Annotated in this window: 25 protein-coding genes; 9 read left to right on the forward strand and 16 right to left on the reverse strand. The window is 71.1% G+C overall.

Annotated features, from left to right (window positions below; translation table 11 throughout):
* Nucleotides 1-45 precede the first annotated feature (45 nt).
* On the forward strand, nucleotides 46-717 hold the full coding sequence (locus tag OG194_RS04670) for a class F sortase (RefSeq protein WP_327399548.1): 672 nt from the start codon (nucleotides 46-48) through the stop codon (nucleotides 715-717).
* Between the two features lie 94 nt (nucleotides 718-811).
* Here the strand turns inward: OG194_RS04670 and OG194_RS04675 are convergent, their stop codons facing one another.
* Nucleotides 812-1,654, reverse strand: coding sequence for a polysaccharide deacetylase family protein (locus tag OG194_RS04675; RefSeq protein ID WP_327399549.1), 843 nt, complete (start codon nucleotides 1,652-1,654; stop codon nucleotides 812-814).
* Between the two features lie 91 nt (nucleotides 1,655-1,745).
* Nucleotides 1,746-5,027 carry a bifunctional lysylphosphatidylglycerol synthetase/lysine--tRNA ligase LysX gene (gene lysX, locus OG194_RS04680; RefSeq protein ID WP_327399550.1) on the reverse strand — a complete coding sequence of 1,094 codons (3,282 nt, stop codon included), beginning with the start codon at nucleotides 5,025-5,027 and terminating at the stop codon, nucleotides 1,746-1,748.
* 90 nt (nucleotides 5,028-5,117) lie between these two features.
* On the opposite strand from lysX, the gene OG194_RS04685 reads away from it, so the two are divergent.
* Nucleotides 5,118-5,579 carry a universal stress protein gene (locus OG194_RS04685; protein WP_019057588.1) on the forward strand — a complete coding sequence of 154 codons (462 nt, stop codon included), beginning with the start codon at nucleotides 5,118-5,120 and terminating at the stop codon, nucleotides 5,577-5,579.
* Nucleotides 5,580-6,067: 488 nt separating this feature from the next.
* On the opposite strand, the gene OG194_RS04690 is transcribed toward OG194_RS04685, so the two are convergent.
* A complete protein-coding gene (locus OG194_RS04690; RefSeq protein ID WP_327399551.1) occupies nucleotides 6,068-6,883 on the reverse strand; it encodes an alpha/beta fold hydrolase in 816 nt (271 codons plus the stop codon).
* A gap of 58 nt (nucleotides 6,884-6,941) precedes the next feature.
* On the opposite strand from OG194_RS04690, the gene OG194_RS04695 reads away from it, so the two are divergent.
* Complete coding sequence (locus OG194_RS04695) at nucleotides 6,942-7,427, forward strand: MarR family winged helix-turn-helix transcriptional regulator (protein WP_327399552.1); 486 nt, start codon at nucleotides 6,942-6,944, stop codon at nucleotides 7,425-7,427.
* Between the two features lie 9 nt (nucleotides 7,428-7,436).
* Here the strand turns inward: OG194_RS04695 and OG194_RS04700 are convergent, their stop codons facing one another.
* Nucleotides 7,437-8,594, reverse strand: coding sequence for a CapA family protein (locus OG194_RS04700; protein ID WP_327399553.1), 1,158 nt, complete (start codon nucleotides 8,592-8,594; stop codon nucleotides 7,437-7,439).
* A 223-nt stretch (nucleotides 8,595-8,817) separates the two neighbouring features.
* Between OG194_RS04700 and OG194_RS04705 the strand changes: the two genes are divergently transcribed.
* The 3 genes from OG194_RS04705 to OG194_RS04715 all read left to right on the forward strand — a co-directional run bounded on the left by OG194_RS04705 (nucleotide 8,818) and on the right by OG194_RS04715 (nucleotide 10,830).
* Nucleotides 8,818-9,363 carry a sigma-70 family RNA polymerase sigma factor gene (locus OG194_RS04705; RefSeq protein WP_033279046.1) on the forward strand — a complete coding sequence of 182 codons (546 nt, stop codon included), beginning with the start codon at nucleotides 8,818-8,820 and terminating at the stop codon, nucleotides 9,361-9,363.
* Nucleotides 9,364-9,518: 155 nt separating this feature from the next.
* Nucleotides 9,519-10,040 carry a hypothetical protein gene (locus OG194_RS04710; protein WP_033279047.1) on the forward strand — a complete coding sequence of 174 codons (522 nt, stop codon included), beginning with the start codon at nucleotides 9,519-9,521 and terminating at the stop codon, nucleotides 10,038-10,040.
* Nucleotides 10,041-10,179: 139 nt separating this feature from the next.
* Complete coding sequence (locus OG194_RS04715) at nucleotides 10,180-10,830, forward strand: zf-HC2 domain-containing protein (RefSeq protein WP_327399555.1); 651 nt, start codon at nucleotides 10,180-10,182, stop codon at nucleotides 10,828-10,830.
* Here the strand turns inward: OG194_RS04715 and OG194_RS04720 are convergent.
* Complete coding sequence (locus OG194_RS04720; protein WP_327399556.1) at nucleotides 10,817-11,638, reverse strand: helix-turn-helix transcriptional regulator; 822 nt, start codon at nucleotides 11,636-11,638, stop codon at nucleotides 10,817-10,819. The two genes, OG194_RS04715 and OG194_RS04720, sit on opposite strands and share 14 nt — an antisense overlap.
* Nucleotides 11,639-11,742: 104 nt before the next feature.
* On the opposite strand from OG194_RS04720, the gene OG194_RS04725 reads away from it, so the two are divergent.
* Together OG194_RS04725 and OG194_RS04730 are read left to right on the forward strand one after the other, a co-directional pair.
* On the forward strand, nucleotides 11,743-12,459 hold the full coding sequence (locus OG194_RS04725) for an SDR family oxidoreductase (RefSeq protein ID WP_327399557.1): 717 nt from the start codon (nucleotides 11,743-11,745) through the stop codon (nucleotides 12,457-12,459).
* Nucleotides 12,460-12,485: 26 nt separating this feature from the next.
* Nucleotides 12,486-12,857, forward strand: coding sequence for a hypothetical protein (locus OG194_RS04730; protein WP_327399559.1), 372 nt, complete (start codon nucleotides 12,486-12,488; stop codon nucleotides 12,855-12,857).
* An 8-nt stretch (nucleotides 12,858-12,865) separates the two neighbouring features.
* Here the strand turns inward: OG194_RS04730 and OG194_RS04735 are convergent, their stop codons facing one another.
* The 3 genes from OG194_RS04735 to OG194_RS04745 form a co-directional block, all read right to left on the reverse strand.
* Nucleotides 12,866-13,729: an Fpg/Nei family DNA glycosylase gene (locus OG194_RS04735; RefSeq protein ID WP_327399560.1), complete on the reverse strand. Its 864-nt coding sequence runs from the start codon at nucleotides 13,727-13,729 to the stop codon at nucleotides 12,866-12,868.
* 46 nt (nucleotides 13,730-13,775) lie between these two features.
* Entirely contained in the window at nucleotides 13,776-15,851 is a 2,076-nt protein-coding gene (locus OG194_RS04740; protein ID WP_327399561.1) for a SpoIIE family protein phosphatase, read from the reverse strand.
* A gap of 69 nt (nucleotides 15,852-15,920) precedes the next feature.
* Entirely contained in the window at nucleotides 15,921-17,279 is a 1,359-nt protein-coding gene (locus tag OG194_RS04745) for a DUF6777 domain-containing protein (RefSeq protein ID WP_327399562.1), read from the reverse strand.
* Nucleotides 17,280-17,438: 159 nt separating this feature from the next.
* Between OG194_RS04745 and OG194_RS04750 the strand changes: the two genes are divergently transcribed.
* On the forward strand, nucleotides 17,439-18,860 hold the full coding sequence (locus OG194_RS04750) for a lipase maturation factor family protein (protein WP_327399563.1): 1,422 nt from the start codon (nucleotides 17,439-17,441) through the stop codon (nucleotides 18,858-18,860).
* Here OG194_RS04750 and OG194_RS04755 read toward each other — a convergent pair.
* The 8 genes from OG194_RS04755 to OG194_RS04790 are packed head-to-tail and all read right to left on the reverse strand — an operon-like array spanning nucleotide 18,848 to nucleotide 26,742.
* Nucleotides 18,848-19,687, reverse strand: a complete 840-nt coding sequence (locus tag OG194_RS04755; RefSeq protein ID WP_327399564.1) for an amidohydrolase family protein — start codon at nucleotides 19,685-19,687, stop codon at nucleotides 18,848-18,850. The genes OG194_RS04750 and OG194_RS04755 overlap by 13 nt on opposite strands.
* On the reverse strand, nucleotides 19,684-19,998 hold the full coding sequence (locus OG194_RS04760; protein WP_327399565.1) for an L-rhamnose mutarotase: 315 nt from the start codon (nucleotides 19,996-19,998) through the stop codon (nucleotides 19,684-19,686). Before OG194_RS04760 ends, OG194_RS04755 begins: the two co-directional genes overlap by 4 nt.
* Entirely contained in the window at nucleotides 19,995-20,984 is a 990-nt protein-coding gene (locus tag OG194_RS04765) for an aldo/keto reductase (RefSeq protein ID WP_327399566.1), read from the reverse strand. The genes OG194_RS04760 and OG194_RS04765 overlap by 4 nt, the downstream gene beginning before the upstream one ends.
* Nucleotides 20,981-21,736 carry an SDR family NAD(P)-dependent oxidoreductase gene (locus OG194_RS04770; protein ID WP_327399567.1) on the reverse strand — a complete coding sequence of 252 codons (756 nt, stop codon included), beginning with the start codon at nucleotides 21,734-21,736 and terminating at the stop codon, nucleotides 20,981-20,983. The genes OG194_RS04765 and OG194_RS04770 overlap by 4 nt, the downstream gene beginning before the upstream one ends.
* Nucleotides 21,733-23,073, reverse strand: a complete 1,341-nt coding sequence (locus tag OG194_RS04775) for an L-fuconate dehydratase (protein WP_327399568.1) — start codon at nucleotides 23,071-23,073, stop codon at nucleotides 21,733-21,735. Before OG194_RS04775 ends, OG194_RS04770 begins: the two co-directional genes overlap by 4 nt.
* A 60-nt stretch (nucleotides 23,074-23,133) precedes the next feature.
* Nucleotides 23,134-24,162: an ABC transporter permease gene (locus OG194_RS04780; RefSeq protein WP_327399569.1), complete on the reverse strand. Its 1,029-nt coding sequence runs from the start codon at nucleotides 24,160-24,162 to the stop codon at nucleotides 23,134-23,136.
* A complete protein-coding gene (locus OG194_RS04785; protein WP_327399570.1) occupies nucleotides 24,155-25,660 on the reverse strand; it encodes a sugar ABC transporter ATP-binding protein in 1,506 nt (501 codons plus the stop codon). The genes OG194_RS04780 and OG194_RS04785 overlap by 8 nt, the downstream gene beginning before the upstream one ends.
* Nucleotides 25,657-26,742, reverse strand: a complete 1,086-nt coding sequence (locus OG194_RS04790) for a sugar ABC transporter substrate-binding protein (RefSeq protein ID WP_327399571.1) — start codon at nucleotides 26,740-26,742, stop codon at nucleotides 25,657-25,659. Before OG194_RS04790 ends, OG194_RS04785 begins: the two co-directional genes overlap by 4 nt.
* Between the last annotated feature and the right edge of the window lie 118 nt (nucleotides 26,743-26,860).

Below are 26,860 nucleotides of genomic sequence, written 5' to 3' on the forward strand. Positions count from 1 at the left end.
ATGCGCGATTGACGGGGCGACGGCCGCGTCGAGAGGGGATGGCGAATGTCTGCGTCGGAGCTGTCCGAGCTTGCCGAAGAGGAGGAGCGGCAGAAGAAGCGCGCCCCGTGGGGAGTGATAGCGCTTGTTCTGCTGACCGGTCTCGCGCTCATTCGGAATGGTTCCGGGGAGTTCGACATCGGGCCGCCGCAGCCGGCCTCCGCCGCTGCCGCGGACGCCCGGACCGGCCACACCACGTTCGGCAAGGTCCCGGCCCCGCTGCCGTACTCCGTCGCCGACCGGGTGCGGATCCCCGCGATCCGGGTCGACGCCCCGGTCATGCCGGTGGGCCTGGACGCGGACGGCTGGGTGGGCGCTCCGCCGCCGGAGGACCCGAACCTGGCGGGCTGGTTCACCGGCGCCGTCTCCCCCGGCGAAAAGGGCACGGCGGTCGTGGTCGGCCATGTCGACAACAAAATGGGCCCTGCCGTGTTCTACGGACTCGGGGCCCTCAAGAAGGGAAATCGCGTCGAGGTCGAGCGCAAGGACGGAAAGACGGCCGTGTTCGAGATCTACGGCATCGAGGTCTTCGAGAAGAAGGACTTCCCCGGCGATCGCGTCTACGCCTCCAAGGGAACTCCGGAACTCCGCGTCATCACCTGCGGCGGCGGTTTCTCCAAGCAGAACGGCTACGACGGGAACGTCGTCGTCTTCGCCCGCCTGGTCGAGGTCCGCTGAGCGTTCCCCGGCCGGGCGGGCCAGGCCCTGTCGTCCCATTCCCGTCTGCCCTCCGGGCGGGCGACGGGAATGGGACGACAGGGCCTGCGACCCGTCAGGTGGTGGTGCGGCGGCGCGGCAGCGTCATGTGGTAGCCGGAGTCGAGGAGGTGCGGCAGGTATTCGCGCAGCGCCTTCACGCTCTGGGTCCGGTCGCCCCCGGCGTCGTGCGAGAGCACCACGATGCCGGGGGCGGCGCCGTCCTCGACCGCGTCGACGATGTGGCGGACGCCGGGGGTGTCCCAGTCGAGGGTGTCGACGGTCCACGCGAGGGGTTCCATGCCCAGCTCGGAGCCGAGCTGGAAGGTGGCCCGGTTCCAGGCGCCGTAGGGCGCGCGGAACCACTGCGGGCGTTCGCCGTAGGCGTCCTCGATGACGTCGCTGGTGCGTTCCATCTCCGAGCGGATCTGACCCCGGGTCATCTTGGTCAGCAGCGGGTGGGACCAGGTGTGGTTGCCGACGATGTGACCCTCGTCGGACATGCGGGCGAGCAGGTCGCGGTTCCAGTCGGCCATCTCGCCGCACACGAAGAACGTGGCGCGGACGTCGTACTCGGCGAGGGTGTCGAGGATGTGCGGGGTGTAGCGGGGGTCGGGTCCGTCGTCGAAGGTGAGCACCATGGTGTTGCCGCGTCCGGACATGCGCAGGAAGGGTTCGTGCCGCACCGGGACATGGGCGGGGGCGGCGTGGGGGGCGCCGTATCCGGCCACGGGCTGGAGGCGGTAGGAGGAGGGTTTGCGCGCGAGGCGCGGCGGGGGCCCGGCGGCGGGGGCGGCGGTCCGGGCGGGGGCGTCGTCCGCGAGTCCGGAGTACAGCAGACCGGCGGTGCCGGCCGCCCCGACGGCGGCGGCGCCGGCGAGCAGGGCCCGTCGGCGCGTGAGCAACTGATCCTTCTTCATGACTCATCAGTCGCCCGCGTGAGCCCCGGCGCCCCACGGCAACACCGGTGCGGCGGCAGGAAAGCACCCGCCCGGCCCAGTTTTCGCGCGCTCAGCGGCGCCGGACGAGGGGGAACGGCAGCGTCTCACGGATCGTCAGACCGGTGAGGAACATGACGAGTCGGTCGACGCCGATGCCGAGTCCGCCGGTGGGCGGCATCGCGTATTCGAGGGCGTCGAGGAAGTCCTCGTCGAGTTCCATCGCCTCGGGGTCTCCCCCGGCGGCGAGCAGCGACTGGGCGGTGAGGCGGCGGCGCTGTTCGACGGGGTCGGTCAGCTCGGAGTAGGCGGTGCCGAGTTCGGTGCCGAAGGCGACCAGGTCCCAGCGTTCGGCGAGCCGCGGGTCGGTGCGGTGCTGGCGGGTGAGCGGGGAGACGTCGGTCGGGAAGTCCTTGTAGAAGGTCGGCAGCCGGGTCGGTTCCTCCACGAGCCGTTCGTACATCTCCAGTACGACGTCCCCGCGGCCGTCGTCGGCGCCGTACGGCACGCCCGCGCGGTCGCAGAGCCGGTGCAGGCGGGCCAGTTCGGTGTCGGCGTCGATCTCCTCGCCGAGCGCCTCGGAGATCGCGCCGTGGACGGTCTTGACCGGCCAGATCCCGGAGATGTCGTACTCCTCGCCGTCCTTGCGCGCGACGGCGGAGCCGAAGGCGGCGGTCGCGGCACCCTGGATGAGTTCGCGGACGAGGTCGAGCATGACGTCGTAGTCGGCGTACGCCTGGTAGGCCTCCAGCATCGTGAACTCGGGGTTGTGCTTGTAGGAGACGCCCTCGTTGCGGAAGGTGCGGCCCATCTCGAAGACCTTCTCCAGGCCGCCGACGCAGAGCCGCTTGAGGTAGAGCTCGGGGGCGATGCGCAGATAGAGGTCGAGGTCGTAGGCGTTGATGTGGGTGGTGAAGGGGCGGGCGTTGGCGCCGCCGTGGATCTGCTGGAGCATCGGGGTCTCGACCTCCAGGTACCCGCGCTCCAACAGGCCCTGGCGCAGGGCCTGTACGGCGGTGGAGCGGGCGCGGACGACGTCACGGGCGGCGGGGCTGGCGACGAGGTCGAGGTAGCGCATGCGGACCTTGGCCTCGGGGTCGGTCAGGCCGCGGTGTTTGTCGGGGAGCGGGCGCAGGCACTTGCCGGTGAGCTGCCAGGAGGTGACGAAGACCGTGGGCTCGCCCTTGTCACTGGTGCCCGCGCGGCCGGTGGCGGTGATGTGGTCGCCGATGTCGGTGTCCGCGACGAAGCGGTCGAGGTCGGGGCCCGACTCGGCGCGGGTGAGGGCGAGTTGGTGGTCGCCGGACCAGTCGCGCAGGGTCAGGAAGACGATGCCGCCGAGGTCGCGCACGAGCATCACCCGCCCGGCGACGGTGACTTGGTCTCCCGCGCGGACCTCGGCGAGGGTGTGGGTGCGCTGCGGGACGCCGACCGGGTAGGGGTCGGTGCCGGCGGCGCGGAGGCGGTCGAGTTTGTGGTGCCGGACGCGGACCTGTTCGGGCAGGCCGCTGTCCGGTCCGTCGGCCGCGTCCTCGTCGTCGAGGCCGAGCGCCGACAGGGGCGGCAGGTCCGCGGTGGTCGCGGGGCGCGGGCCGCTCTTCTGGTGCCCCTTTCCCCAGAGTTGGCGCAGCGACGGTACGGAGACGAAGCCCTCGGCGATGCCGGAGGCGAGGCTGATGCGGGCCAGGGAGGCGGTCTCGCCGTAGCAGATGAAGCGGGGGTACCACTCGGGGTGGTACTTGGCGTTGGAGCGGTAAAGGGCCTCCAGCTGCCACCACTTGGAGAAGAACAGCAGGAGGCGGCGCCACAGGCGGAGCACCGGGCCCGCGCCGATGCGGGCGCCCTCCTCGAAGGCCGAGCGGAAGACGGCGAAGTTGAGGGAGATCCGGTGGACGCCCAACTTCGGTGCTGCGGCGCAGAGTTCGGCGACCATGAACTCCATGACCCCGTTGGGGGCGGTGCGGTCCCGGCGCATCAGGTCGAGCGAGACGCCGTCGCTGCCCCAGGGGACGAGGGAGAGCAGGGCGAGCAACTTGCCGTCCTCGCCCAGTGCTTCGACGAGGAGGCAGTCACCGTCGGCCTGGTCGCCGAGGCGGTCCAGGGCCATGGAGAAGCCGCGTTCGGTCTCGGTGTCACGCCAGGCGTCGGCGCGGTCGACGACCTCCTCCATCTCCGTGTCGGTGAGGGTGGCGTGACGGCGGATGCGGCAGGTGGCACCGGCGCGGCGGACGCGGCTCACGGCCTGGCGGGTGACGCGCATGTCGCGGCCGGCGAGGTCGAAGTCGGCGACGTGCAGGATGGCCTCGTCGCCGAGTTGCAGGGCGCCGAGTCCCGCGCGGGCGAAGGCTCTTGCGCCGTCCTCGGAGGCGCCCATCACGGCGGGGGCCCAGCCGTGTCGGCGGGCGAGGTCCAGCCAGGCGGCGATGGCGTGCGGCCAGGCCTCGCGGTCGCCGACCGGGTCGCCGCTGGCGAGGCAGACGCCGGCCTCGACGCGGTAGGTGACGGCGGCCTTGCCGCTGGGCGAGAAGACGACGGCCTTGTCGCGCCGGGTGGCGAAGTAGCCTAGGGAGTCCTGGCCGCCGTAGGCCTTCAGGAGGGCGCGGATGCGGTCCTCCTCGTCGCCGTGCAGGGCGGCTTCGAGGCGTTGGGAGCGGAAGAGGACGGTGGCCGCGTTCAGAAGGGCGAGCGCGCCGAAGAGGCCGAGGAGGAAGAACAGGGCGCGGGGCGGGCGCCCGTCGAAGGAGCGGCCGGAGACCAGACCGCCGCAGACCCGGTCGGCGGCCCAGCCCAGGTGCTGGCTCGTGGGGAGGGTGCCGGGGAACAGGGCGACCAGTCCCCAACCGGCGAGGATCGCGACGGCGAGTCCGACGAGGAGGACGGCGAGGGCCCGCCTGACGGCCGCGCGGCGGGAGGCGGCGTAGAACTGTCCGCGCGCCACGATCAGCAGGACCAGCAGGAGGGCGCACACGATGAGGGACGGGAGGGACTCGGCGTACAGGCCCAGGGCCAAGCCGAGGGCGTCGGTCAGGACCAGCAGGCCGAGGTAGACGACGACCAGCCACCAGGCGATCCTCTTGCGGGCGGCGGTCGCGGCGGCGAGCAGGAAGAGGAAGACGGCGTAGGCGAGGTTGGCGCTGACGGGGACGATCAGGAGGTCGAGGAAGCGGACCACCGGGCGCAGTACGCGACGCAGCGGGGCGATGAAGGCGAGCAGGACGCAGAGCAGGCCGAGGGCGCCGAAGAAGGTCGCGAAGCCCTCGGGCACCCGGCTGAGGAACCCGTTGCCGGGCGGCCGTATCGGACCCTTGGTGTCCTTGGTGTCCTTGGGTCTGGCAGCCTCCACTGTGGCAGTCATGGTTCCGACTGTAGGAACAGGGCGGGCGGCGCGCCCGTCGAGCGCTCCCGGGCGGGTTCAGGACCTGCGGGTTCCGATAGCCTCACGGCCGTGACGGAACAGCACTCAACTCAGTTCGAGCGGGGCACGGACGGGCCCAAGGTGATCGTGGCCGGAATGGACGGCTCCGACTCCTCCCTCCGGGCCGCGTCCTACGCCGCGGGCCTGGCCAGGCGGCAGGGCGCGCTGCTCGCCCTCGTGTACGTGCAGCCGGTGCTGGCGGCGGGCGCGGCGATGGGGGCACCGGTCGCCGACACGACCGACGAGATCGCCGAGAACCTCGTCGCCCAGATCCGCCACGAGACCGAGCGCGTGAAGGGGATATTCGACATCCGCTGGGAATTCCACACGTTCCGCGGCGACCCCTACGGCGGCCTGGTGAAGGCGGCCGACGAACTCAAGGCCGACGCGGTCATCGTGGGCGCCTCGGAGCAGGCGGGGCACCGGATCATCGGCTCGGTGGCGGTACGGCTGGTGAAGGCGGGGCGGTGGCCGGTGACGGTGGTGCCGTAGCCTCCGGCGGTCGGGCGGTGACGGTGGTGGCGTCACCGGTGGGGGTGGGGTGGTCGCCGGTGATCGTTGGGCGGTGACCGTGTAGCTCGTGACGGTGGTGCCGTAGCCCGGCGGGGACGCCTTAACCGCCGGCGGTAGTGCGGTAGCCGGTGAGGGCGGAGCGGTGACTGGGCGGTGACGCCCAAGCCGCCGACGGCCTCGCCGAAGACGGTGAAGGTGGAGCACTCGCCGGGCGGTGACCTCCTACCCGCGAGCGGCCGTGCCGTAGATGGTGAAGTGGAACGCTCGCCGGGCGGTGACGTCCAAGCCGCCGACGGCCGCGCCGCAGCCCGGCGGGGACGCCGTAACCGCCGGCGGTAGTGCCATAGCCGGTGGCGATGGGCCGGAGCCGGGCGGTAACGCCGTAGCCACCGGCGGCCGTGCGTAGCCGGGCGGTGATGCCGTGGCCGTCGGCGGTTGTGCCGTGGTCAGCCCTCCGCCTCGCTCCGTCAGAGCGCGCCGAGAAAGTCCATCAGGATCTCGTTGAAGCGTTCCGGCTTCTCCATGTTCGGGTAGTGGCCGACGCGCTCGATGGTCGTGGAGCGGCCGTTCGGGACGGTGTCGGCGAGGCGTTGGGCCATGGCGATGCTGTCGGGCCAGTCGGCGGCACCGTGGATCGCCAGGACCGGGACGTCCAGCTTCGGGACGCCGGACCACGGGTCGGGCAGCGGGACGTACCAGTCCTTCTCGCCCGGGGTGTGCTTGGAGATCGTGTGGGCGGTCAGTTCGCGCAGGCGGCGGATGACGGACGGGGCGACCTCGGCCACCCTGCGGCGCGGGCCCGCCACGCCTTGGGTGAACTGGTCGAGCCAGCCCGGGATGTCGCCGGTGGCGAGCAACTGCCCGGCGCGGGCCGTGTGTTCCAGCAGCTCGGGGTCCTGGTACTCGAACGCGCTGGTGCCGCCGCCGCTGACGACGATCGCGCGGACCAGTTCGGGGTGTTCCAGCGCGGTGTCGGTCGCGACGGCCGCGCCCATGGAGAGGCCGACCAGGACCGCGGGGCCGAGGTCCAGGTGGCGCAGGAGACCCGCCAGGTCGTCGGCCCAGCGGAACGGTCCGCTCGCGTTGGCCGAGAAACCGTGGCCCCGGATGTCGGGTGCGATGACGCGGAAGTCGGCCGCGAGGGACGGCAGTTGGTCGTCGAAGACGCGGTGGTCGGCGAAGCCGGAGTGGAGGAGGACCACGGGGTCGCCGGTGCCCACGTCGCGGTAGGCCAGGTCCCCGTCGGCAGATGCGAAGAAGCTCAGTTCCGAAGCAGCTGTCATGACAACCAAGGTGTCATCTTGGGCATGGGTTTGGCAACCCGGGTGTCATGATGAGGCCGTGAACGACTCCCCTCCCCCGGCGCCCGCTTCCCTCTCCCCCGACGAACTCGGCCATCGCCTCACCGAGGTGTTCGACCTCGTCGGCCCGCTCTACCGGCGCGCGGCGCGCAAGGTGGAGCAGGCCGAACCGGTCGAGGGCGTGTCCGCGGGCGTGCGCGCCGTCCTGAACCTGCTGCGCCTGCACGGACCCATGACGGTGCCTCAGATGGGCCGCGACCAGGCGCTGAGCCGGCAGTTCGTGCAACGCATGGTCAACGACGCGGCGGCGCACGGCTGGGTCGAGAGCGTGCCGAACCCGGCGCACCAGCGGTCCTCCCTGATCCGGCTGACCGACACCGGCCGCTCGACCATCGCCGATGTGCTGGGCCGCGAGCATTACCTGATGCGCCAGGTCGGCGGCGAGCTGACGGAGGCCGACGTCCGCGCGTGCGCGAAGGTGCTCGCCCAGATGCTGGAGACCTTCGCGCACGTCGACGTCGACTGATCCCCGGGGCTACTTCCCCATCACCAGCCCGTCCTTCGCCGCGCCCCGGCTCAGCACCACCTCGCGGATGCGGTCGCGGTCGCCGGTCAGGTCGGCGCCCTGGCCGATCGCCTGGTTGACGTCGACGACCCGTCCCGCGTCGATGTCGAACAGCTGCGGGACAAACTCCGCCTTCGTCACCTCCCAGCGCCCTCCGGGCCTGGCGGGCGGTACGAAGGTGAAGCGGCCGAGGGTGCTCAGGTTGCCGCCGGGGTCCTGGGTGCCCGCGTTGTCGTACATCTCGCCGGTGATCTGGTCGCCGAGCCCGTAGACCACCCAGGTGCCGTTGACCTTCTCGTACGCCTGCGGGGCGTGGGCCTGGGTGCCGAGGACGAGGTCGATGTCCGGGCGGCCGTCGGTGCGGGCGGCGGTGAGTTCCCTGGCCAGCGCGAGTTGTTGGGGGTCGGGGGCGTTCTGGCCCGCCGTGCCCCAGCGCAGGGAGACGACCACCGCGTCGGCGCCCGCACGCCGGGCGGCCCGGGCGTCGGCGAGGACGCGGGCGGGGTCGAGGAGGTTGACGGCCCAGGGCTCGGCCGGCGTGAGCGGGACGCCGTTCGTGTCGGCGGTGTAGGCGAGGTGGGCGACCTTCGCGGGACCGGCGCGCAGCAGGGTGACCGTGCGCGCCTCGGCGTCGGTGCGCGCCGTCCCCGTGTGCCGTACGCCCGCGCGGTCGAGGGTGTCGAGGGTGCGCTGGATGCCGACGGTGCCCTCGTCGAGGCTGTGGTCGGAGGCGGTGGAGCAGCTGTCGTAGCCGGTCGCGGCGAGGCCCTGGGCCACCTCGGGCGGGGAGGTGAGGGCCTCGGTGCCGGTGCTGGTGCTGGTGCTGGTGGAGTCGCCGTAGACGCTCTCGATGTGACACAGCGCCAGATCGGCGCGGGAGACGAGGGGTTGGACCGCGGCGAGCATCGGGCGGAAGTCGTAGCCGGTGCCGCCGGCGTCGAAGCGGGCGCGGTCGACGACGGCGCTGTGCGGGAGGATGTCACCGGCGGCGACGAGGGTGAAGCCGCGGGCGGCGGGGGGCGCCGGACGGCCGGACGCCTTCGGATCGTGGTGCTGGGCCTGGCAGGCGGCGGCCGCGGTGAGAAGGCCAGCGACGGCGACGGCCACCTGCTGTCTGCGTGCGATCATCAATTCACCCCACTGTGGTCATATTTACCCACCGATAGGTATGAACTTCACCGGCCCCGCAAACGACTTCCGGCCTCTGATGACCCGTCCGGTGTGCGCGTGCGGCGGATCACCGGGGGTCGCGGACCGTTCGTCGCACCGTTCGTCGACGCGATCGACCGTCCGCCGCAAGCCCCTCGTGCGCCCCCTGTCCCCGAACGTCCCCCTGCGATGCCATACGGCCATGACGGCCGGACCCACGCTCAGAGACGGAACGACCGCCGAGCACGAGCTCGCCGCATTGCAGCGCGAGCACGGCAGGCCGCTCTTCGCGCTGCTGCTCCGGCTCTGCGACGGCGACCGCCAGCGCGCCGAGGACCTCGTCCAGGAGACCCTCGTACGGGCCTGGCAGCACCCCGAGGCGCTGCGCGCCGACGCCTTCGAGTCCGTACGGCCCTGGCTGCTGACGGTGGGTAGGCGGCTCGCCATCGACGCGCGCCGGGCCCGGCAGGCGCGACCGCCGGAGGTCGGGGACGCGGTGCTGGAGAACGCGCGCGTCTGTGCCGATCACGCGGAACGGTCGGCGGCGACGCTCGATGTGCGGGAGGCTGTGAAGACACTCACTCCGGAGCACCGGGAAGTCCTGGTGCTGGTGTATTTCCACGGGGCGAGTGTGGCGGAGGCCGCGGCAGCCCTCGGGATTCCGCCCGGTACGGTGAAGTCCCGCGCGTACTACGCGCTGCGCGCCCTTCGCCGGGTGCTTCCGGGGTATGCGGCCGACCTGCGGTGAAACCAATCCATTGGTCAAACCTCCGTAAAGCGCCTTGCTCAGAACCCGGTTGAGTAATCGGCTGTCCTCATCCGTGTTCCGGACTGGGGGGCTCGGGGTTCCTGACGGAGCCCCGGGCCGGGCGACGCGCACGCACCGGAGGAAGGCAGGAAGGGATGCTGCACAGAGGTCAAGAGAGCACGGACGGCACCGGTGGCGGTGAACTCACCGTCCCCATGGCGTGGTTGTACGCCGAGTACATCGCCGACGAGTTGCTGCGGACCGGCGACCTGATGCCGCCGACGTCCTTCGAGTTCCGCGCGGGTCGGGACGCGCTGGCGCTGACCATCTTCCTGTCCGACACGGACGGCGAGTTGTCCGGTATCCGCGTGGTGACCCAGTTGGAGACCTGGCTTTCGCTCACGGCGTACGACCAGCCGTGGCAGGACTGGGTCGCGACACGTATGTCCAGGTTGACGGCCGAGGCCGCCGAATCCGGCGCGGACGCACCGGACCTGGCGCTCGCGGAGGCCGCCTGGCGCTGGCTGGAGGAGACCGAGCTGCTCGCGCCGGATCTGGACGCGGTACCGGGGCCGGGAGGCGGTCCGGTGACCGGTGAGGACGACGGACCGAAGGTCTGGACGCCCGCCTGGCAGCTGGGTCTGCCGCTCGGCCATCTCGCCATCCATCTTTTTTGAGATGGGACCAATCCGGGGGCCCGACCGCTCCGAATCAGTTGCTTGGGATTCTGTGTGCCTTGAGTGATTCGACTGTCTGGTGCGTACCGATGGGAGCAAGGAGTAACCCCACCCGCACCTAACGGCACGAGGATTCGGCATGAGGTCCCTGGAAAGGCATCGCGACGTCGGCGCGTACGCGCTCGGCGTGCTGGACGAGGCGGACGCCTTCCGCTTCGAGGATCACCTCATGGAGTGCACCAGTTGCGCGGCTCATGTGACCGAATTCGGTCCCGCCTCACGGCAGTTGATGCTGTACCGGCGTGCGACGCCGCGCTCTGTGCACCCCATGGCACAACCCGGTCCGCGGCTCCTGGACCGACTGCTCGGCGAGGTGGCCACGCGCCATCGGGCCGGACGGCGGCGGTTTCTGTACGCCGTGGCCGCCTCGGTGGTGTTCGCCGTGGGCGGTCCCGCGGTGGCGACGCTCGCCGCGCAGGGCGACGGTGCCGTGCAACTCACGGCGACCGACGCCAAGTCGGGCGTGTGGGCGCAGGTCACGGCCGCGAACGAGAACTACGGCAGTGATGTGTCCCTGAAGATCAAGGACGGTGCGGGCGCTCGGTCCTGTCGTCTCGTGGTCGTCGGCCGCGACGGTTCCGAGCAGACCGTGACGAGTTGGATGGTGCCCGAGCACGACGCGACGATGATCACGATGCAGGGGGGCTCGGCGATGCACCCCACCGAGATCGACCACTACGACGTGCGGACGGCCGACGGACAGCAGTTGGTACGGCTCACCTCGCACTGAAGTCCCGTCCCGCTGCGGCCAGTTGCCGCAGGGCCCGTGCGGAGGGGGTCCCCGGGTCCGCGGTGACGAAGACGACCTGCTGGTCGTCGTGCGGGACGGTGAGCACATCGCAGTTGACCCGCAGCGGGCCCGCCTCCGGGTGGGTGAGGGTCTTGGTGCGGTGGCCGGGGGCGTGCACGGGGTCGGTCTCCCAGATCGCCCTGAACTCCTCGCTCCCGGCGCGCAGTTCGGCCAGCAGACGGGCGAGCCCCGGGTCGTACGGGTAGCGATCGGCGGCGCGCCGCAGCCGGGCGACGAGGATGTGCCCGAACTCCTCGGCGCTCGAACTCTCCATCGGGCGCCCCAGGAAGCGCCGACGCGCCAGGTTCGGCCGCGCGTCGAGATCATCGCCGAAGACAGCACCCGCCAGGGGGTTCCAGGCGATGACGTCGTAGGTGGCGTCGGTGACGATGGCCGCCGTGTCCGGGATACGGCACAGCAGTTCCGCCACATGCGGGCGGACGGTCCGCACCGGCGCGGCGAGCGGCGTCACCTGTGTCCCCGCCAGCCGGAACAGATGGGTCCGCTCGGCCGGGGTCAGCCGGAACACCCCGGTGAGGGCGTCAAGAATCCGGGGCGACGGACGCGGCCCGCGCCCCTGTTCCAGACGGGCGTAGTAGTCGACGGACATGTGGGCCAACTCGGCGACCTCCTCCCGCCGCAGCCCGAGGGTCCGCCGGGACGGTTCACCGGCCAACCCCACGTCGGCGGGCACCAGCAACTCCCGCCGCCCCCGCAGAAATCGGGCCAGCTCCTGCTTGCCGCTCACGGTGCCTCCCTCCGGCAGCCGACCGGCCACGCTCTGCCCGCTCTCCGCTGCCAGGGATCGGTTGTCCCTGGTTCGGCGGCCCAGGCTGCGGAATCGTCGTCCCCATGAACGATTCCACAGCACTGGTCACCGGCGCGAACAAGGGCATCGGCAAGGAGATCGCCCGCCTGCTCGTAGCCGAGGGATTCACTGTCTACGTCGGCTCACGCGACGCGGGCCGGGGCGAACGAGCGGTCAAGGAACTGGGCGACGGCGCAAGGCTGTTGACCCTCGACGTCACAGACCCCGACAGCATCACGGCGGCGGCACGGCAGGTGAACGCCCTCGACGTCCTGGTCAACAACGCGGGCATCATGGCCGGCGGCAGCCCCGCCCCCGAGGCGGCCCTCGACGACTTCCGCCGCACCTACGAGACGAACGTCTTCGGAGTACTGGCCGTCACCAACGCCTTCCTCCCGGCCCTGCGCCGCTCCCCGCACCCCCGCATCGTGAACATCTCCAGCGGCACCGGCTCCCTGACCTGGAGCGCCGACCCGGACCGCGAGTTCGCCGCCCACGCCGGCTCGGGCGCCGCGTACCGCTCGTCGAAGTCGGCGCTCAACGCCCTGACCCTCTTCTACGCCCAGTCCCTCGCGGCGGAGGGCTTCAAGGTGAACGCGCTGGCCCCCGGCCTACGGGCGACGGACCTCAACGCACGGGCTGCGGCGAGCGCCGGGGATCCGGCGGAGGCGGCGCGGGGGGCGGTGGATCTGGCGTTGCTGGGGGACGACGGGCCTACGGGGCGGTTCCTGTCGTGGGACGGGACGGGGGTGCCTTGGTGAGTTGAGCCGCCGGGCATCCTGTGGCGATGGACGATCACCACTCAGCACAGCTCGCCCGGTCCGCACTGCTGCGCGGCCTGTGGCGGGACGCGATCGACGGCTGGTCCGCCCCAGGTGCGCTGGATCGGCTTCCGGCGGCCGGGAGGCTGCTCGCCGCCGGAGCGGACAGGAACGACCTTGCCCGCCTGGTCCGGGCCGTCGCGTACGAGGCGGTGTTCGCGACGCTCGACGTCCTCGACGAGGGCGGCCCTGTGCACGCCCCTGACGCGGTCGGCGGCTGGGTGGTCATGGAGACGGCCGAGGACGGCTCGCTGACCGGGCAGGCTCTCGCCGGGCTGCACGAAGACCTGCTGACGACGGACCCCGGCGGGCGCGACGGAGCCGACCTCTGGCTGTAGGGCCGCGCCTATTTGAGCAGCCGCGACAGTCTGCGGTCCGCCAGCGGCTTGCCTCCCGTCTGGCAGGTCGGGCAGTACTGGAGCGAGGAGTCGCTGAAGGAGACCTCGCGGATGGTGTCGCCGCAGACCGGGCAGGGTTCGCCGGTGCGGCCGTGGACGCGCAGGCCGCTCTTCTTCTCCGCCTTCAGGCGGCCTGCCGCAACGCCCCGGGAGCGTTCGACGGCGTCCATGAGCGTGGTGCGCAGGGCCGTGTAGAGCGTGTGCGTCTCGGCCGGGGTCAGGGATGCCGCCAGTTTGAAGGGGGACATCTTGGCCGCGTGCAGGATCTCGTCGCTGTAGGCGTTGCCCACCCCGGCGATCAGGGTCTGGTCCCGCAGGGCGCCCTTGAGCTGGCGGCGTTCGTCCTTCAGGAGTGCGGCGAAGGCCGGCTCGTCGAAGGCGTCGGCGAGCGGGTCGGGGCCCAGGCGGGCGACGCCCGGGACCTCCTGCGGGTCGGCGACGAGGTACACCGCGAGGCGCTTCTGGGTGCCCGCCTCCGTCAAGTCGAAGCCCTCGCCCGTCTCCAGGGCCACGCGGAGCGCGAGGGGGCCCTTGCCGGGGCGGGGCGGGCCGTCCGGGAGGCGGTCCTTCCAGTGCAGCCAGCCCGCTCGGGCGAGGTGGGTCACGAAGTGCGGGCCGCCGGCCGTCTCCACGTCCAGGAACTTGCCGTGGCGGTGCACGGCCACCACCTCGTGGCCCTCCAGCGCGGTGGGCGGAGGGTCGTACGTCTTCAGGACGCTGATGGCGACGGGCAGCACCCGTACGATCTCGTGGCCTACGAGGTGTTCGGTCAGGAAGTCCTTCAGCGCTTCGACCTCGGGGAGTTCCGGCATACGTCCAGGGTGCCATCAGCGGCCCGTGGGGTCAGCTCGTGCCGGATCAGGTCCGGTCCGGGAACAGGAACTCGCACCACACGCACTTGCCGCTGCCGCGCGCCTCCACGCCCCACACGTCCGTGAGCAGGTCGACGAGGAGCAGACCGCGCCCGGAGACCCCGTTCTCCCCCGCCTCACGGCGGCGCGGGAGGGCGCTGGAGGAGTCCTCGACCTCGACGCGCAGCCGGCGTTCGGTGCCGTTGAGGACCCTGAGGGTGACGATCGCTGAGCCCTCGGTGTGCATCAGCGCGTTGGTGATCAGCTCGTCGGCGACCAGTTCGACCTCGTCGGAACGCTCGCCCGCGCCCCACGCGCGGACCGCGGCCCGGATCATGCGCCGCGCCTCGGTGAGGGCCTCGGAGTCACCGGGCGCCACATGCTGCTGGAGCCGTCCGCCGGGCTGCGGGGCGTCGAGCCCGCGCCGGCGCAGCAGGAGCAGCGCCACGTCGTCCTCCCCGCCGCGTTCCTCGGCCACGTCGATGAGCAGATCGGCGAGGTCGCGCACGTCGTCGGGGCCGGAGGCGATGAGCGCGGCAAGGGTCTGCATGCCGTCGTCGAGGTCGGCCCCGGGCTGTTCGACGAGGCCGTCGGTGCACAGCAACAGGGTCTCGCCGGGGTCGAGTTCGATGGTGGAGACGGGATATTCGAGCCGCCCGAACTCGGCGGAGAGCCCGAGCGGGAGCCCGCCCACGACGGTCATCCGACGGGAGGTCCCGTCCAACTGCCGCACGAGCGGGTCGATATGACCGGCCCGGACCACCTGCACCACTCCGGTCGACAGGTCGACCTCGGCGTAGAGGCAGGTCGCGAAGCGCTCGGTGTCGAGTTCGTGGAGGAAGACGGAGGCGCGGGCCATCACCGTGGCCGGGGTGTGCCCCTCGGCGGCGTACGCCTTGAGGACGATGCGGAGTTGCCCCATAACGGCGGCGGCGTGCGTGTCGTGCCCCTGGACGTCGCCGATGACCGCGCCGACCCGCCCGCCCGGCAGCGGGATCAGGTCGTACCAGTCACCGCCGATGTCCCGCCCGAGCTTCGCCGACCGGTAGCGCACGGCGACATCGGCGCCCGGGACACTCGGGATCGCGCGCGGCAGCATCGCCTGCTGAAGGCCCTGCGCGAGGTCCTTCTCCTGCTCGTAGAACATGGCGCGCTGGAGGCTCTGCGCGATACTGCTGCCCAGCGCGACGAGCACGTTGCGCTCGTCCGCCGAGAAACCGCGCCGGTCGCTGTAGAGCAGCCCCATCGCCCCGATCGGCCGCGCCTGCGCGATCAGCGGCAGATAGGCGGCCGCGGTGATGTTCAGCTCGGTGATGTGCGGCCACAGCAGCGGATACCGCTCGGCGAACTCCTCCGGCGACTCGATGAACGCCGGCGCGAGGGTCCGTACGACCTCCCCCATCGGGTACTGCTCGTCGATCCGGGTGACCTCCGTGCCGGGCACGAAGCTGTCCTCGGGGCCCTCCGCGACCAGCCGGATACGGCCGGCCTCGACCAGGCCCATGACCAGACTGGTCGCGCCGAGGTGGACGAGACCGTGGGTGTCCTTGAGGACGTCGATGACGTCCTGGACCGTACGGGCGTGCGCGAGGGCGGCGGTGGTGAGCTGCACGACGTTGGTCTGCCGGCGCAGCGCCGCGTCCTGGGCGGCCTGTTCACGGCGGGCCGCGCTCTCGGCGAGCTCCCGCGTGGCGTCCCGGACGATGCCGATGATCCGGCGCGGGCGGCCCGTCTCGTCGCGCCGGATGTAGCCCTGGGTGTGGGTCCAGCGCAGGGTGCCGTCGCGCAGCCGCATCCGGAAGTAGGCGCCGTAGTTCTCGCTGCCGTCCTTCATGGCCTGGGAGACGAGCCCGTCGAGCCGGTAGCCCTCGGGCGGCGGTACCCGGATCGCCAGTGACTCGGGGCGGCCGTCGTATTCGTCGGGGCGCAGGTCGAAGACCTCGTGGGCCTGGGCGTCCATGTGGAACAGACCGTTGTCCAGGTCCCAGTCGAAGCTGCCCATGCGGTTGAGCGCCAGGATCGGGTCCGGGTGGGCGGGCCAGTCGTCCGGGAGTGACAGGGCGCTCGCTCCCCGATCAACCATGCGGCCCACCTTGCCAGGATTTGCCCGATTCTTCGACTTGTCCGAGCGCTACGGCGGCACCTTGCGCGGTCAGCCGTCGAACACGTTCGTGGGGCTGTCGAAGATGCTGCCGGTGGTGGTGTCGTCGGGGATCAGCCCGCCGCCGTCGGGCAGGTCGGGGGTCTCCTGCACGCTCGGCGGACCGATCTCGTCCGGGGAGTCCTGGCCCTGGGACGGCTCCGACGCGGAGGGCGTCCCAACACCCGGAGTGGCTCCGCGCGGCGAGGGGGTGGACGTGCTGCCGGGCGGGCTGGTCGTCGGGGTCGCCGTGACGGTGGCGGCGGGGCAGTCCGTGGGACCCGGGGAGGGTGCCTCGCCGGGTGCGTTGCCGGTCGCGCCCGGGGTGACCGTGACGGTCGGGGTGACGCAGTCGGTGGCGGACTTCTCCGGGGCGGCGCTCTGGCCGTCACCCGGGGAGGCGCTCCCGTCACTCGGGGAGACGCTCGGAGAGGCGTCCGGAGAAGTACTCGCGCTGCTGCTCGGCGCGGGGCTCGTATCGCCGGGCGAGGCGCTGGCCCCACTGTCGTGCGGTCGCGGCGACGGACCCGTACGGGACGGTGTCGGCGTCGGTGTCACGTGCGGCGGCCGGGGTACGACGTGGTCGTGATGGGGCCCGCGATGACCGAGGGGCCGTTCGATCCAGGTGTTGTCGACGATGTTGATGATCGTGATGTCGGTGATCACCTGGGGCGCCGGGGTCACCACGACCACCTCGGCCGGCCGGAACCCGGACCAGGACCGCCCGCCGTCGGCCATCGCACCCTGGGTCGACGCACCTGCCTTGAGCGGGTTGCCGCAGGCGCAGCGGACCCGGGGCACGCCCCGGTTGTCGACGAGGACGGCGGTACCGGCCTGGAGGACCGACTGGAACCCGGTCACCCGAGCGTCCCGGAACCCGTGGTTGGTGACCTGCGTGTCGGCGCGCAGTACGACCGAGGTCAGCCCGCGCAGATAGCCGGGGATCCCGCCCGGGGAGATCCCCTCGGCCTGCGCGAAGGCGCGGGCCTTGGCCTGGTCCCGGGTGAGATAGGAGATCTGCCGCTCGACGTCACAGCTGCCGGTCCGCGCGGTCCCGCCGTACAGCCCGGGTGTGGCGCCGGAGACGGAACGCATGTGGCCGGAGGGCGTGGACACGGTCCCCGTGGGTGTCACCTGTGGAGGCGGAGACTTCCGGGGTGTGGACTGCGGCGTTCGGGTGACCCGTGGTGGGACGCTCGGCGCGGTGGCCGTGGAGTCCGTGAAGGGGTCGGGGCCCTGTGCCGCGACGGGCTGAAGAAAGACCTCGCCGCTCGACTTCGTGTCCTTGCCGCCGTCGCCGCCGCACCCGGCGACGAGGAGCGTCGCCGAGAGCGCGCAGGCCGTGGCGATGGTTCCGGTGGATATGCGCACCGTGCTCTCCCGCCTCAAGCCGGGTGATTCGCCACTATTGTCTGCTTCACTCACTTGGGTTACGCAACCGGAGGCATGGAACACGGAGAGTGAGGCCCTTGTCGGGCGTGACGACGAAGCTGTTCAGGCGCGACGGCGAAAGGGAGGAACGCACCGGACATGGGATGGTTCACGGCACCCGACTACTGGCTGAGCCGACTGGTCTTCCAGCGGGCTCTGGCCGGCGTCTACCTGGTCGCGTTCCTCACGGCGGCCCGCCAGTTCCGCGCGCTGATCGGCGAACGCGGCATGCTGCCGGTCCCCCGCCTCCTCGCCCGGATGCCGTTCCGCCGAGCCCCGGGCATCTTCCAACTCCACTACACGGACCGCTTCTTCGCTATCTGTGCATGGACGGGCTGCGCGGTGTCGGCGGCGCTCGCGGCCGGGCTCGACTCCCAACTCCCGCTCTGGGCCGCAATGTTGCTGTGGCTGGTGCCGTGGGTGCTGTACCTGTCGATCGTCAACGTGGGCCAGACCTGGTACGCGTTCGGCTGGGAGTCACTGTTGCTGGAGGTGGGCTTCCTGGCCGTCTTCCTCGGCAACGACGAGGTGGCCCCGCCGGTCGTGGTGCTGTTCCTGCTCCGCTGGATCCTGTTCCGGGTGGAGTTCGGCGCGGGCCTGATCAAGCTGCGCGGCGACGCGTGCTGGCGGAAGCTCACCTGCCTGGACTTCCACCACGAGACACAGCCGATGCCGGGCCCGCTGAGCTGGTTCTTCCACCACCTCCCCCGCCCCCTGCACCGGGTCGAGGTGGCGGCCAACCACATCACCCAACTCGTCGTCCCTGTCCTGCTGTTCACCCCTCAGCCCATCGCGACGGTCGCAGCGTCCCTGATGATCGCCACGCAGCTGTGGCTGGTCCTGTCCGGCAACTTCTCCTGGCTGAACTGGATCACCATCGTGCTGGCCCTCTCCGCGATCCGGTTCCCCCACACACCACCGCCCGTACCCGACCCACCCCTCTGGTACGAGGCCGTGGTCCTCGCGGTCGCCGCCCTGCTGCTCTGGCTCAGCAACCGCCCGGTCCGCAACATGATCTCCCGCCGCCAGATCATGAACCGTTCCTTCGACCCGCTCCACCTGGTCAATTCCTACGGCGCGTTCGGCACCGTCAGCCGCGTCCGCCACGAGGTGGTGGTCGAGGGCACGACGGACGCCGTACCCCGGGAGGACTCCGACTGGCGGGAGTACGAGTTCAAGGGCAAGCCGGGCGATCCACGGCGCTGGCCACGCCAGTTCGCGCCGTACCATCTGCGGCTGGACTGGATGATGTGGTTCGCGGCCCTCTCCCCCGGCTACGCCGACCCGTGGTTCGGCGCCCTGGTGGAACGCCTCCTGGAGAACGACCCGGACACGCTACGACTGTTGCGCCGCTCCCCGTTCCCGCCCGACGCACCGCCGCACTTCGTCCGGGCCCGTCTCTTCCGCTACCGCTACACGAGTTGGCGGGAGTTGAGGGAGACGGGCGCCTGCTGGGAGCGGGCGTTCGTGCGGGAGTATCTGCCGCCGACAAGGCTGGCGGCAGAAACTCAGAGGCCGTAGACGCGGGTGGCGGTGCCTTCGAGGACCTCGGCGCGTTCGGCCGCACTGAGATCGTCGGTCAACTCGCCTGCCGCTTCCGCGACTTCGCCGTACGTCGCCGCCAGCGTGCAGACCGGCCAGTCCGAGCCGAACATCAGGCGGCCCGGGCCGAAGGCGTCGAGCGCGGTGTCCGCGTACGGGTGGAGGTCCTCCGTGCTCCAGGTCTTCCAGTCGGCCTCCGTGACCAGGCCGGACAGTTTGCAGTACGCGTTGGGGAGTGCGGCGAGGGAGCGGAGGGAGGCCGTCCAGGGTTCCAGCTGTCCCGAGGCGATGGGCGGCTTGCCCAAGTGGTCGAGGACGAAGGCGAGTTGGGGCAGGGAGGCGGCCACCTCCACGGCGGCCGGGAACTGGTGGGGCAGGACCAGCAGGTCGTAGACGAGTCCCGCGTCGGCGACGGCGGTGAGGCCTCGGCGGACGTCCGGGCGCAGCAGCCAGTTCGGGTCGGGCTCGCCCTGTACCTGGTGGCGGATGCCCTTGAGGCAGTGGCCGCCGGGGAGTTCGCGCAGGCGGGCCAGTTCGTCGGTGATGTCGGGGCGGGTGAGGTCGGTCCAGCCGACGACTCCGGCGATCAGGTCGTGCGCGTCGGCGAGGGCGAGGAACTCCGGGGTCTCCTCGGCGACGGTGATCGTCTGGACGAGGACGGTCCGGTCGACGCCGGCCGCCCGCGCCTCGGGTTCGAGGTCGGTGACGGTGAAGTCGCGGCGCAGGGGCTGGAGTTCAGGGCCGGTGATCCAGTCCTGGTCGCGGACCGAGAGGTCCCAGACGTGGTGGTGGGCGTCGACGGTCATGGCAGCTCCCATACGACGGGCAGGCCGGCGTCGGTGCCCTCGCCGGAGTAGTCGTGCACCACGGTGAGGAGCTGCGCCATGCGGGCCTGCCAGGCCACGTTCACCGGGAGCTGGTCCAACTCGGCGAGCAGGCGGGCGTAGTCGTCGCAGTCCAGGACGTGGAAGAGGTCGGTGCCGCTGCGCCAGATCGTCCAGGAGGTGGCACCGGCGGCGCGGATCGCGGCGGTGAGTTCCTTGGGGACGTCGTGGTGGGCGTTCTCGTACTCGGCGATGCGGTCGGGGCGGACCTTGGTGTGCAGGGCGACTCTCATGACGGCTCCTGGGTGGGGACGGGGGCGTCCGTCGACAGGAGGCCCGTGTCCCGCAGTTCCTGCCAGAACGCGGCGGGCACGGGGAGGGCGAACTGCTCCGCGCAGTCCCGTACTTCGGCCTCCGAGCGGGCGCCGACCAGGACACTGGCCACGGCCGGGTGAGCCGCGCAGAAGGCCAGGGCGGCGGCTCGCAGAGTGATGCCGTGACGCTCGGCCACGTCCTTCATGCGCAGGGCGCGGTCCAGCAACTCCGCCGGTGCCTGGGCGTAGTTGTACGTCGCGTCCGGCTTCGGGTCCGCCAGCAGACCGGAGTTGAAGGCCCCGCCGACGACCACCGACTTGCCGCGTGCGACGGCGGCCGGGAGCAGTTCGGCGAGGGCGCTCTGGTCGAGCAGGGTGTAGCGGCCCGCGCACAGCACCACGTCCATGTCCGTGTCCTGGACGAACCGGGTGAGCATCTCGGCCTGGTTCATGCCCGCGCCGATCGCGCCGACGACGCCCTCCGCGCGGAGCTTCTCCAGGGCCGGATAGCCCTCGCGGAAGGCCTGTTCGGCGTGGTCGTCGGGGTCGTGGAGGTAGACGATGTCGACGCGGTCGAGGCCGAGCCGTTCCAGGCTGGCGTCCAGGGTGCGGCGTACCCCATCCGCGCTGAAGTCCCATACGCGGCGCTGGGTGGCGGGCACGGCGAAGCCGTTGGCGAGGTCGTCGCCGGTCGCCGTCTCCACGGGTTCCAGGCGCCGTCCGACCTTGGTGGAGATCGCGTACGACGAGCGCGGGTACTCGCGCAGGGCCGCACCCAGGCGCCGCTCGGAGAGCCCGAGGCCGTAGTGCGGTGCGGTGTCGAAGTAGCGAATGCCCTGCTGCCAGGCCGTGTTGACGGCCCGGTGTGCCTGGTCGTCGCTCACCTCGGTGTACAGGTTGGCGATCGCCGCGCCGCCGAAGCCCAGCCCGCTGACCTCGACCCCGCTCTCCCCGAGGGCGCTCACTGGCCCACCGGCCTCAGCCGCAGGCCCTGCATGCCACCGTCCACGGCGAGCGACGTGCCGGTGGTGGCGCCGGACAGCGGGCTCGCCAAGTAGGCGATGGCGCCCGCGACTTCGGCCGCCGAGACAAGGCGTCCCGAGGGCTGGCGGGCGGCCAGGGCGGCGCGTTCGGCGGCCGGGTCGGATGCCGAGTCGAGGAGCCGGCCGACCCAAGGGGTGTCCGCCGTACCGGGGTTGACGCAGTTGACGCGGACGCCCTCGCGGAGGTGGTCGGCGGCCATGGCGAGGGTGAGGGAGTACACGGCGCCCTTGGTCGCGCTGTACAGCGCGCGCTGCGGGAGACCCGCCGTGGCCGCGATGGAGCAGGTGTTGACGATCGCCGCGTGGGACGACTCGCGCAGATGCGGGAGCGCGGCCCGGGCGACGCGGACCATGCCGATGACGTTCACGTTGAGGACGCGGTGCCATTCCTCGTCGTCGTTGTCCTCGACGGTGCCCTGCGCGCCGATGCCCGCGTTGTTGACCACCACGTCGAGTCCGCCGAGGTCGGCGACGGCGGCGGCCACGGCCTGGCGTACGGAGGCGTCGTCGGTGACGTCGGCGCGGTAGCCGAGCAGCGGCTTCTCGACGCTGCTCGGGTCCAGGTCGAGCACGGCGACCAACGCGCCGCGTTCGGCGAGGAGTTCGGCGGTGGCCCGGCCGATGCCGGAGGCGCCTCCGGTGACCAGGGCCTTGAGGCCCTCGAAGTCGGTCATGCCGCGTGTCCCTTCTGGCGGTCGAGGTCGGCGGCCCAGAAGGTGCCGCCGGGGAACGTGTAGCGCGCGATGGACTCGGGCCGCATGGTGGCCGAGAACCCGGGTGCGGTGGGTGCCATGTAATGACCTTCGCGGATCACCACCGGATCGAGGAAGTGGTCGTGCAGATGATCGACGTACTCGATGACGCGGTCGTCGGTGGTCCCGGAGACGGCGAGGTAGTCGAACATCGAGAGATGCTGGACGAGTTCGCACAGTCCGACGCCGCCCGCGTGCGGGCAGACGGGGATGCCGAACTTGGCGGCGAGCAGCAGGATCGCGAGGTTCTCGTTGACGCCGCCGACGCGGGCCGCGTCTATCTGGAGGATGTCGAGGGCGCCGGCCTGGAGCAACTGCTTGAAGACGATGCGGTTCTGGACGTGTTCGCCGGTGGCGACCTTGACCGGGGCGACGGCGGCGCGGATCGTGGCGTGGCCCAACACGTCGTCGGGGCTGGTGGGTTCCTCGATCCAGTACGGGTCGAACTCGGCGAGGGCCTTGGTCCAGCGGATCGCCTCGGCCACGTCCCAGCGCTGGTTGGCGTCGATCGCCATCCGGATGTCGGGGCCGACCACCGAACGGGCCACCCGGCAACGGCGGATGTCGTCGTCGAGGTCCGCGCCGACCTTCAGCTTGATCTGCCGGAAGCCGTCGGCGACGGCCTGCACCGCGAGCCGGGTGAGCTTCTCGTCGTCGTAGCCGAGCCAGCCGGGGGAGGTGGTGTAGGCGGGGAAGCCGCGGTCCAACAGGGTGTTCCTACGGCCTTCCGCGCCCGCTTTCCCGCGGCGCAGGATGTCGAGGGCCTCGGCCGGGGTGAGCGCGTCGGTGATGTACCTGAAGTCGATCTGACTGACTAGCCATTCGGGGTCGGCGTCGGCGAGGAGCTGCCACAGCGGCTTGCCCGCGCGCTTGGCCGTGAGGTCCCAGGCCGCGTTGACCACGGCGCCGATCGCCATATGCATCACGCCCTTCTCGGGCCCCAGCCAGCGGAGTTGACTGTCGCCGATCAGCTCGCGGTTCAACGACCCGGGATCCGCGCAGAGTTGGTCCACGGACAGGCCGATCACATGGTCCCGCAGCGCGTCGATCGCGGCGACCTGGACATCGTTGCCCCGCCCGATGGTGAAGGAGAACCCGTGCCCCTCGTGCCCGTCGGCCGCGTCGGTGCGCAGCACGACGTACGCGGCCGAGTAGTCGGGGTCCGGGTTCATCGCGTCGGAGCCGTCGAGCTCGCGCGAGGTGGGGAAACGGATGTCGTAGGTGTCGACCGCGATGACGCGGGCGGGGGTCGGGGACACGGAGGGCCTTTCGGTCGGGAACAGGGATCCGGTGCCGTGCGGGTGCCGGAGGCCGGTGGGTCAGTCCTGGGCGCGGCCGGTCGTCACGCGGGCGATCATGAGGGCGACCAGGATGATCCCGCCGTAGATGGCCTGGATCCAGAAGGACGGGACCTGGGCGAGGGTGAGGAGGTTCTGGACAACTCCAAGCAGGAGTACGCCTGTTAGAGCACCGAACATGGTGCCCTTGCCGCCGTCGAGGCTGATGCCGCCGATGACCGCGGCGGCCATCACGGTGAAGATCATGTTGTTGCCCTGGTTGGCGCTGATCGCGCCGACGTAGCCGGTCTGCATGATCCCGCCGACCGAGGCGAGCACGCCGGCGACGACGGACACCCCGAGGAGCATCCGGTCGACGCGGATGCCTGCCGCGCGGGCCGCCTCCTGGTTGCCGCCGATCGCGTACAGGGCGCGGCCGACGCGGTGGTACTTGAGCACGAACCCGGCGATCGCGAAGCAGATGGCCGCCAGCCACACCGACATCGGGACGTTCAGGAAGGTACTGGTGGCCAGGGTGAAGAAGGAGTCGGGCATCCCGAACAGCGTCTTGCCCTTGGTGGCGCCGACCAGCAGACCGCGCAGCACGATCAGCATGGCGAGGGTGACGATGAAGGCGTTGAGCTTGAACTTCACCACGAGGATGCCGTTGAACGCGCCGATGATCCCACCGACCACGAGGATCGCGACGAGGGCGAGCGGGGCCGACCATTCCGTGCCCCAGCCGGACTCGGCGGTCGGCAGCACCAGCAGGGCGCCGATGGCGGGCGCGATGCCGACCACCGACTCCAGCGACAGGTCGATCTTGCCGGTGATGAGGATCAGCGACTCGGCGAGGACGACCATCGCGAGCGCGGCGGAGGCGCCCAGGATGGAGATCAGGTTCCGCTCGGTGAGGAACGAGTCGTTGACGATCGCGCCGAGCACCAGGAGCACCAACAGGGCCGGTACGAGGGCGAGTTCACGGGCCCTGCGGAGCAGGACCGTCCGGGCCGAGCCCGCCCCGGTGGCGCGTGGGGCGGCGAGCGGCGGGGCCGCCTTGGTGTCAGCCATGGTCCACTCCTTCGATGGAGGCGATCAGCTCGTGGTCGCGCCAGCCCGCCGGGTGCTCGGCGACGACGCGGCCGTGGAAGAGGACGAGGACGCGGTCGCAGCGCCGCAGGTCGTCGAGTTCGTCGGAGACGACGAGCACGGCGGTGCCGTCGTCGCGGGCGCTGTCCATGCGGGCCAGCAGTGACTCCTTGGACTTCACGTCGACGCCCGCGGTGGGGTTGATGAGGACCAGCAGCCTGGGGTCGGAGGCGAGCGCGCGGGCCATGACGACCTTCTGCGCGTTGCCGCCGGACAGGTCGGAGACGGGCTGTTCGGGGCCCTCGGTGTGGATGTCGAGCCGGTCGATCAGCTCGGTGGCGAACGCGCGCTTGCGCTCGGTGCCGACGAACCCGAAGCGGCCGAGCCGGTCCAGGACCGTCATGGTGGCGTTGTCCCCGATGGACATGCCGAAGACCAGCCCCTGCCCGTGCCGGTCGCGCGGCACACATCCGACACCGGCCTTCAGGGCGGCCGGCACATCCCCGAACGGCAGCTGCTCGCCGTCGAGTTGAGCGGTACCACCCGTGGGTGTGTACAACCCGGTGAAGGACTCGGCCAGTTCGACCTTGCCGCTGCCGCTCGATCCGGCGAGTCCGACGACTTCACCCCGGCGGACGGTGAGGTCGACGTCCTCGTACGACTCGGAGGTGAGCCCGCGCGCGTCGAGGAGGACGGGCGCTTCGGTGTCCAACTCCCTGAGCTGGACCTCCAGTTCGGCGATCGACTCCCCCGCCATCGCCTCCACCAGGGCCCGGCGCGGAAGGTCGGCGACGGGTGCGGTCGTGATCCAGCGGGCGTCGCGCAGCACCGTGACGGTCTGGCACACCTCGTACACCTCCTGGAGGTGGTGCGAGATGAACAGGAAGGTGACGCCCGACTCCTGGAGCGCCCGCATGCGCGTGAAGAGGCGCTCGATCTCCCGGTTGTCGAGCTGTGCGGTCGGCTCGTCCAGGACGATGAACCGGGCGCCGAAGCTCAACGCCCGTGCGATCTCCACCATTTGGCGGTCCTCGACCTTGAGGTCGGCCGTGCGCGCCTCGGGGTCGACGTGCACGTCCCACGTGTCGAGGAGTTCGGCGGCCTCGGTGCGGAGCCGGCGCCAGCTGATGATGCCGCCCCGGGACTGCGGCTGCCGGTTGATGAAGAGGTTCTCGGCGACCGTCAACTCGGGTACCACGGTTGGCTTTTGATAGACGCAGGCCACCTTGGCACGCCAGGCGTCGCGGTCGGTGAGCGGGGGCGCGGGCTCGCCGTCGAAGCGGACCGTGCCCTCGTCGGGGGCCTGGAGTCCGGTGAGGACGGTGACGAGGGTGGACTTGCCGGCGCCGTTGCGGCCGACGAGGGCGTGGGACTCGCCGGGCAGTACGGTCAGTCGACCGTCGGCGAGGGCGACGGTGGGGCCGTAGCGCTTGACGATTCCCGTCGCCTCCACCAGCGGAGTGGTCAGTGGGCTGCTCATTTGACCGTGTTGCCCCAGAGCTTGGGGTCGTCGACGTTGTCCTTGGTGACCAGGGGCGCGGGGAGCTGGTCCTCCAGGATGCCGCTGGGCAGCTTGACGATCGTGGAGTCGTGGTCGGTGGGGCCGGGCTTGAAGGTCTTCCCCGCCATCGCGGCCTTGATGTAGTACATGCCGTACTTGGCGTAGGCGTCGGCCGGTTGGGACACGGTGGCGTCGATCTCGCCCTTGCGGATCGCGTCGAACTCCTGCGGGATGCCGTCGTTCGAGACGATCGTGATGTGCCCGGCCGTGCCCGCCTTCTTCAACAGGCCCTTCGACTTGAGGGTTTGGAGGGTGGGCGCGAGGTAGACGCCGCCCGCCTGCATGTAGATGCCCTTGATGTCGGGGTTGGCGTTGAGGAGCGTGTCGAGCTTGGAGGCGGCCGTGTCGGACTCCCACTTGGCGGGGATCTCCAGGACCTTGAGCTTCGGGTACTTCTTCTTGACGCAGGCCCTGAACGCCTCTGACCTGTCACGGCCGTTGACGGACGCCAGATCGCCCATGATCTGCACGACCTTGCCGCTGGTGATGTGTGCCCCGAGGTACTCGCATGCCTTCTCGCCGTACGCGACGTTGTCGGCGCGCACGACCATCGCGACCTTGCCCTTGTCGGGCGCCACGTCGACGGCGACGACCGGCACGCCCTTGCGCTCGGCCTGGTCGAGGCCGGCTTCGATGGCGGCACTGTCCAGCGGGGCGACGACCAGGCCCTTGACGCCCTGGTTCAGCTCGTTGTTGATGTCGGTGATCTGCTGCGAGGGGTCGCTGTTGGAGTTGACCGTCTTCAGTGCCTGGACACCTTCGGACTTCGCCATCTTCGGCACGTAGTCGTTGTACGACTGCCAGAACGGCGAGGTCAGCAGGGGCAGGATCACCCCGACCTTGCCCGTGCCGCCCCCGCCGGAGCTGGACGCGCCGGTGTCCTTGGTGCTGCCGCACGCCGTGAGCGCGAGGGTGCCGCACGCGGCCGCCGCCGTCGCACGCACCGCCCACGCGGTCAGTCGTCTGCCTTGCCGTCCGTTCCGCACTGTCCTGCCGGCCATCTGTCGGGCTCCTCATCGAGCGGGTTCGAGCAGTTGCCGGAATATTTATCAGACCACTTCGGGGCTGCAACACCCTCAGGAGCCAAATTTTCGCGGTTTCGGGCCGTAGTGGTCGGAC

The organism is Streptomyces sp. NBC_01288, from assembly GCF_035982055.1.
GTDB lineage: Bacteria > Actinomycetota > Actinomycetes > Streptomycetales > Streptomycetaceae > Streptomyces.

Bases quoted from the DNA above. Each gene is read 5' to 3' on its own strand.
- OG194_RS04670 (WP_327399548.1), top strand. From the start codon at position 46: ATGTCTGCGTCGGAGCTGTCCGAGCTTGCCGAAGAGGAGGAGCGGCAG.
- OG194_RS04675 (WP_327399549.1), bottom strand. From the start codon at position 1,654: ATGAAGAAGGATCAGTTGCTCACGCGCCGACGGGCCCTGCTCGCCGGC.
- lysX (WP_327399550.1), bottom strand. From the start codon at position 5,027: ATGACTGCCACAGTGGAGGCTGCCAGACCCAAGGACACCAAGGACACC.
- OG194_RS04690 (WP_327399551.1), bottom strand. From the start codon at position 6,883: ATGACAGCTGCTTCGGAACTGAGCTTCTTCGCATCTGCCGACGGGGAC.
- OG194_RS04700 (WP_327399553.1), bottom strand. From the start codon at position 8,594: ATGATCGCACGCAGACAGCAGGTGGCCGTCGCCGTCGCTGGCCTTCTC.
- OG194_RS04705 (WP_033279046.1), top strand. From the start codon at position 8,818: ATGACGGCCGGACCCACGCTCAGAGACGGAACGACCGCCGAGCACGAG.
- OG194_RS04710 (WP_033279047.1), top strand. From the start codon at position 9,519: ATGCTGCACAGAGGTCAAGAGAGCACGGACGGCACCGGTGGCGGTGAA.
- OG194_RS04715 (WP_327399555.1), top strand. From the start codon at position 10,180: ATGAGGTCCCTGGAAAGGCATCGCGACGTCGGCGCGTACGCGCTCGGC.
- OG194_RS04725 (WP_327399557.1), top strand. From the start codon at position 11,743: ATGAACGATTCCACAGCACTGGTCACCGGCGCGAACAAGGGCATCGGC.
- OG194_RS04730 (WP_327399559.1), top strand. From the start codon at position 12,486: ATGGACGATCACCACTCAGCACAGCTCGCCCGGTCCGCACTGCTGCGC.
- OG194_RS04735 (WP_327399560.1), bottom strand. From the start codon at position 13,729: ATGCCGGAACTCCCCGAGGTCGAAGCGCTGAAGGACTTCCTGACCGAA.
- OG194_RS04740 (WP_327399561.1), bottom strand. From the start codon at position 15,851: ATGGTTGATCGGGGAGCGAGCGCCCTGTCACTCCCGGACGACTGGCCC.
- OG194_RS04750 (WP_327399563.1), top strand. From the start codon at position 17,439: ATGGGATGGTTCACGGCACCCGACTACTGGCTGAGCCGACTGGTCTTC.
- OG194_RS04755 (WP_327399564.1), bottom strand. From the start codon at position 19,687: ATGACCGTCGACGCCCACCACCACGTCTGGGACCTCTCGGTCCGCGAC.
- OG194_RS04760 (WP_327399565.1), bottom strand. From the start codon at position 19,998: ATGAGAGTCGCCCTGCACACCAAGGTCCGCCCCGACCGCATCGCCGAG.
- OG194_RS04770 (WP_327399567.1), bottom strand. From the start codon at position 21,736: ATGACCGACTTCGAGGGCCTCAAGGCCCTGGTCACCGGAGGCGCCTCC.
- OG194_RS04780 (WP_327399569.1), bottom strand. From the start codon at position 24,162: ATGGCTGACACCAAGGCGGCCCCGCCGCTCGCCGCCCCACGCGCCACC.
- OG194_RS04785 (WP_327399570.1), bottom strand. From the start codon at position 25,660: ATGAGCAGCCCACTGACCACTCCGCTGGTGGAGGCGACGGGAATCGTC.
- OG194_RS04790 (WP_327399571.1), bottom strand. From the start codon at position 26,742: ATGGCCGGCAGGACAGTGCGGAACGGACGGCAAGGCAGACGACTGACC.